Genomic DNA, 6,009 nt, shown 5'->3' on the forward strand with positions numbered 1-6,009 from the left:
CTCCTAATTCAGTCCGGGCATTAAAAACACTCAAAGATATTTTAGAACAGGAGTTTGAAGGAGTTTATGCTTTAAAAGTGATTGATGTACTGAAAAGCCCGCAACTGGCGGAAGAAGATAAAATATTGGCCACACCAACATTATCTAAAATTTTGCCTCCACCCGTTCGCAAACTTATTGGGGATCTTTCAGATAGAGAAAGAGTGTTGATTGGATTGGATTTGCTCTATGAAGAACTGAGTGAAGAAGATTTTGAAGAGTAAATTTCTAATCATAAAAAATTGAGTCCAAAATTTAGTAATAAAAAAACAGGTTTTAATACCCTTTTGTTATCAAGCAATGAGTCAAAACGAGCAAGTAGAACCAAAAAAACCACCAATAATTAGGGGTGTCGAAAAAATTCGGACGATGATCGAAGGGTTTGACGATATTAGTCATGGTGGTTTACCAATTGGTAGAACTACCTTGATTAGTGGTACATCCGGCACAGGTAAAACGTTATTCTCTCTTCAATTTCTCTATAACGGTATCACCTACTTTGATGAACCAGGAGTATTTGTAACCTTTGAAGAATCACCGAGTGATATTATTAAAAATGCCAATATTTTTGGTTGGAACTTGCCCCGCTTAATCGAAGAAGGCAAGTTGTTTATTCTTGATGCATCTCCCGATCCAGAAGGCCAAGATATCGTTGGAAATTTTGACCTTTCTGCACTCATTGAACGCTTACAATATGCCATCCGCAAATACAAAGCTAAACGAGTTTCAATCGACTCAATAACAGCGGTATTTCAGCAGTATGAAGCGATGGGAGTAGTGCGACGCGAAATTTTTCGTTTAGTAGCACGTCTCAAACTACTGAGTGTCACAACTTTAATTACCACTGAACGTAGTGAAGAATATGGGCCTGTTGCCTCTTTTGGTGTGGAAGAATTTGTTTCCGATAATGTAGTAATTGTTCGCAACGCTTTAGAAGGAGAACGCCGCCGCCGCACAATTGAAATTCTCAAATTGCGTGGCACAACTCACATGAAAGGCGAGTATCCCTTCACGATTACTAATGAAGGAGTTAACATCTTCCCACTGGGAGCAATGCGCTTAACTCAACGTTCCTCTAATATCAGGGTATCTTCTGGTGTCAAAACCTTAGATGAAATGTGCGGTGGTGGTTTCTTTAAAGATTCAATTATTTTGGCAACAGGAGCCACAGGTACTGGCAAAACCCTATTAGTAAGTAAATTTATTCAAGATGGCTGCCTGAATGGAGAACAGGCGATATTATTCGCTTATGAAGAATCACGCGCCCAATTATCTCGTAATGCTTCCTCTTGGGGAATTGATTTTGAAGAATTAGAACATCAAGGTTTACTCAAAATAATCTGTACCTATCCTGAATCAACTGGTTTAGAAGACCACTTACAAATTATTAAATCAGAAATTGCTATTTTCAAACCCGCTCGGATTGCTATTGATTCTCTATCAGCACTAGCTCGAGGAGTTACGAATAACGCATTTCGGCAGTTTGTAATTGGTGTGACAGGTTATGCTAAACAAGAAGAAATTACTGGTTTCTTTACCAACACAACCGACCAATTTCTGGGAGCGCATTCGATTACTGATTCTCATATTTCCACGATTACCGATACAATTTTAATGTTACAGTACGTAGAAATTCGCGGAGAAATGTCGCGGGCAATTAACGTATTCAAAATGCGCGGGTCTTGGCATGATAAAGGCATTCGTGAGTATAATATTACTGCTGACGGGCCCGAAATCAAAGATTCTTTCCGAAACTACGAACGGATTATCAGCGGTGCTCCTACTCGCGTTAGTATCGATGAAAAGGCGGAACTTTCTCGCATTGTTAGACGTTTTGAAGACAAACAGAGTTCCGAACCCTAAATTTAGTATCGTAGTATATTCTTTCCTAAGTTTAGTATCGTGCTATATTCTGTGGTGAAGAAAGGTTTTCTGCCGCTAGATTGATTTTCGTGTGAGGGATGCGGTGAAAGGACAGCAATTATTTTATAGCTTCTTACCTGGTGTAACGGCAGCAGTTTTAACAACTCAGCCTGCTTGGGCTGGTACTGCGAAACTAACTGGGGTACAACTGGCGTCTTCTCCTAGTGTTTTGACTTCTACTTATGGTCAAGGCTTGGTTGTGGACACCATAAATAGGCAACTGCCTAATAGTGCAAATGTTAGTGTTCCAACCCTAGTACCTACTTTGGGTTTTACTAAACTTAGTATGAAACCTTTAAGTAATAACAGTATTCCCGTATTTACGGCTGAAAATACTGTTGTGCCAATAAAACAACTACTTAAGAAAGATAAAGGTAGATTTTTCAGTTTAACACCTACCTCTAATCCTTCCCAAGCTCAAAAGAACCAAAAACAGAGTAATTCAAGCGCTGATGGGCAGAAATTAAAGAAGAGAGTAGTTCCCAACTACACTTCAAAACCCCTTTTTGTCCAAAAAGAAATTTTGTCCCTGTCTTCTGCACAGCAGCCAGTGGTTCAAAAGATAAATACTGTTACTCAGTTGCAAACATTTTTACAAACTTCAGCTACAGGTGCAGGAGCAGCAAAACTGTTGTCAGCGCAGAGGTGTCCACAGGAGTTGAGCAAAAGCAAAACTGGCTCCTTGGCTGTGCTACTAACCTCAAGCACCTGCTTACGACAAAACGCTATTGGCCGCTTGGCTCAAAGTAATACCACGATTCCGACAGATTCGACGCCAATCACTGCGCCAGGAACTGTAACTCCTGTACCAGAGGGTTCGACGCCAACTTTAACTGCACCAGGAACCGTAACTCCTGCACCAGGAGGTTCGGTGCAACCTTCTACTGTGCCAGGAAATGTAACTCCTGTGCCGTCAGGGCCGGTGCAAATTCCAGAGAACCTGATTCCTAACTCAAATCCACTACAATTTCCCACCAAACCGGAGGAGGTGCAACTTCAAGGAAATCAGCCGATTACTTTGGCGCAGGCTCTGGAGTTGGCACGGCGTAATAATCGCGATCTACAGGTGTCTTTATTGGAGCTAGAACGCAATCGAGCGGCTCTACGAGCGGAGCAAGCTGCTTTATTGCCCACTCTGGGAGTTAGCACGGATCTGACTCGTAGTCAGTCTGCTAGCAGTCAGCTTGAGGATGAAGTAAACGGGCGAAATGGCTTGCTATCTAACCGAGATCAACCCAGTACATCTTTTTCTGGTCAAGCACAACTTTCATATAACCTTTATACTTCTGGGAGAGTGCAAGCTAGCATCAGAGCGGCTGAAGAACAGGTACGTTTCGGCGAGTTGGCTGTAGAAACTCAGTCTGAGACAATCCGTCTGAATGTTGCCAGAGACTACTACAATTTGCAACAAGCAGATGAACAAGTACGGATTGCCCAATCGGCTGTGCTGAACTCTGAAGCTAGTTTGCGTGATGCAGAAGCTTTAGAGCGAGCTGGGGTTGGTACGCGGTTCGATGTGTTGCGATCGCAGGTGAATTTAGCAAATGCCCAACAAAATTTAACTAATGCTAGATCCCAGCAGACAATTTCCCGTCGTCAATTAGCAACTCGGATAAGTTTGCCGCAAGCAATAAATATCAGTGCCGCTGACCCTGTACAATTAGCTGGTCTTTGGAACCCAACCCTAGAACAAAGTATTGTGTTGGCTTATCAAAATCGTCCAGAATTGCAACAGCAGTTAGCACAACGTAATATTAGCGAGCAACAGCGTAGGCAAGCTCTTGCGGAACTGGGGCCTCAAGTTAGTTTGGTCGCTAGCTATAACCTGCTAGACCAGTTCGATGATAATGTCAGCGTTACTGATGGTTATTCATTCGGAGTTAGGGCAACCCTAAATTTGTTTGATGGCGGAGCAGCAAGAGCAAGAGCAGCTCAAGAAAGAGCTAATATTGCGATCGCAGAAACTCAATTTGCTCAACAGCGCAACCAAATTCGCTTTGAGGTAGAACAAGCCTATTCTACCCAGCAATCTAGTTTGGAGAATGTTCAAACCGCTAATACCGCTTTAGAACAAGCTAGGGAAGCTCTACGTTTAGCGCGTTTGCGATTCCAAGCTGGTGTAGGTACTCAAACTGATGTCATTAACTCTGAAAATGACCTCACACAAGCTGAAGGTAATCGAGTCACAGCAATTTTGGATTACAACCGTGCTTTAGCTGATTTACAACGGTCTGTTACCCTCAGAGCATTCCGCTAATTAGCTGAAACATGACTGAATCAATACTTTTGACTGCTGTTGTGTTTTGTAATGCACTTTGCACCTGCTATCAGGGAATTACAGAGTTCAGTAGGTTTATGATAAAAAGCTAACTAAAAGCCTCAATTATTCAGTGTATTTACTGAATAATTGAGGCTTTTTAGTCCAAAAGGCAGTATTGTAAATTGTGATTTTTTAGAAATTCTTTAGCGATCGCTAAAGGATAAAAAGAAAAAACTACGGTTTTCAAAGTAGACGTGTTTTATCTAATTCTTCCGGTAACAAAACTTTTTTCGCTCCTCTGAAAAGAGGGTTAGGGAGAAGTCGTAGAGAAGGAGTTGTTTTTGTGAGGTCTGTATTGGACTTAACAGAGAAGCGCTATAGTCAAATTTGGACTAACATAACTGAGTGTTCGTAGTTTACCGCCGTAGGTATCGCTTGCCTTGTCAAAGACTCATGACTAAAGTAACATCTCAAGAAATTGCACAGTTTCGCTCTCAATTGGCAGACGATCCTAGCGATATGGAAGCGCTGGATTTGATTGAAGACTGTGATGGAGATTTGGAAGATGCAGCGATGACGCTAGCTATCCGAGCAGGACAACAGCCAGAAAGAGCAAATTCCGAGTGGTTAGATGCCTTGGCTAGAAAATGGCGTGTGGTCATTTGCGAACAAGAATATCGAGAAGATTTGCTTAATACTTCTCTTCAGAAGATGATGGAACATTTAAAAACAACGCCGACATTTCCTAAGATTTTGGCAACGCCAGTTTTGCTATATGTCCTCAAGCAAGGCGTAAACAATTTTTGTGAGCCACTAGATTTGCTAAAATGATCGGCCCACATTTTAATCTCACGATTAAAATTGCGGCTACTCGAACATAGAGGCAAAGCGGCTTCAAAACCCTTAATAACCTTAGTCCGTGCAGGCGGACTACCCACTGCGTTTGTGTAGTCCTTTCAGTGCTTTGGTGCAAGATGTGAGCCTGCTAACCCTGATGTAAGTCTTGAAGTAATTCAGGTGTGTGACTTCTAGTCATACGAGGTTGAATCGACCAGGACTGATACGCTGTTAATTAAGGCAAAACTTCTATTAGACAAATTGTAAAATCAATGAATTACCTTGTTGCCGTATTACCAGACCGCATTCAAGCCGAAGCTGCTTATTTAGCTTTAGAAAAAGAAGGCATAAACAGTACTATTTTGGGGAGGGGGTATAAAACGGCTGACGAGTTTGGTTTAATTGACCCCAAAGACCAAGCTAAAAAACAAGCAAAACTGATGGCAACCTGGCTGATACCATTTGGCTTTTTTGCAGGTTTTACATTCAGCCTCATTACTGGTTTAGATACTTTTGCCTGGGCGGGTGAAGTTGGCAATCACATTGTTGGTGGACTGCTGGGTGCTGCTAGTGGTGCGATGGGTGGTGTGTTTGTCGGTGGCGGAGTCGGTTTACTTGTAGGTGGTGGTGATGCTTTACCTTATCGCAACCGCTTAGATGCAGGTAAATATTTAGTAGCTGTTCAAGGTTCTGAAACTCTTACTCGCCAAGCAACCAAAATATTACGTCAGTTCGATCCAGAAAATATCCAAGGTTATGCCGACACAAATACTGTGTATTGAATAAATCATAGTTTACAGATCGCGACACAGCGGCTTGAGTTACTTTCCTCTTCTTGGAAGATAGCGTAAGCCGCTGCGATCGCAAACAAATCTTCAGTAGAAAGGCTAACCCAATCTGACAAGAACCGTAGAAATGGGAATTAAAGCTAGAATCAGGATAGTTATAGC

The 6,009-nt window shown here is 42.1% G+C and carries 5 protein-coding genes; all 5 read left to right on the forward strand.

What is annotated here, in order from left to right; all coding sequences use genetic code 11:
- Positions 1-263: circadian clock protein KaiB (kaiB, locus tag IQ229_RS09730; RefSeq protein ID WP_194043239.1), on the forward strand; the 263-nt coding region annotated here is incomplete at its 5' end.
- 76 nt (positions 264-339) lie between these two features.
- Entirely contained in the window at positions 340-1,902 is a 1,563-nt protein-coding gene (gene kaiC, locus IQ229_RS09735) for a circadian clock protein KaiC (protein ID WP_194043240.1), read from the forward strand.
- A gap of 103 nt (positions 1,903-2,005) precedes the next feature.
- Positions 2,006-4,219 (forward strand): TolC family protein, encoded by a 2,214-nt coding sequence (locus IQ229_RS09740; protein ID WP_194043241.1) that lies wholly within the window; start codon positions 2,006-2,008, stop codon positions 4,217-4,219.
- A 456-nt stretch (positions 4,220-4,675) separates the two neighbouring features.
- Positions 4,676-5,053: a hypothetical protein gene (locus IQ229_RS09745; RefSeq protein WP_099099288.1), complete on the forward strand. Its 378-nt coding sequence runs from the start codon at positions 4,676-4,678 to the stop codon at positions 5,051-5,053.
- A gap of 278 nt (positions 5,054-5,331) precedes the next feature.
- Positions 5,332-5,841 (forward strand): hypothetical protein, encoded by a 510-nt coding sequence (locus IQ229_RS09750; RefSeq protein ID WP_194043242.1) that lies wholly within the window; start codon positions 5,332-5,334, stop codon positions 5,839-5,841.
- Positions 5,842-6,009 lie beyond the last annotated feature (168 nt).

This window comes from Nostoc cf. edaphicum LEGE 07299 (assembly GCF_015207245.1).
In the GTDB taxonomy this organism is placed as follows: Bacteria; Cyanobacteriota; Cyanobacteriia; order Cyanobacteriales; family Nostocaceae; genus Nostoc; species Nostoc edaphicum_B.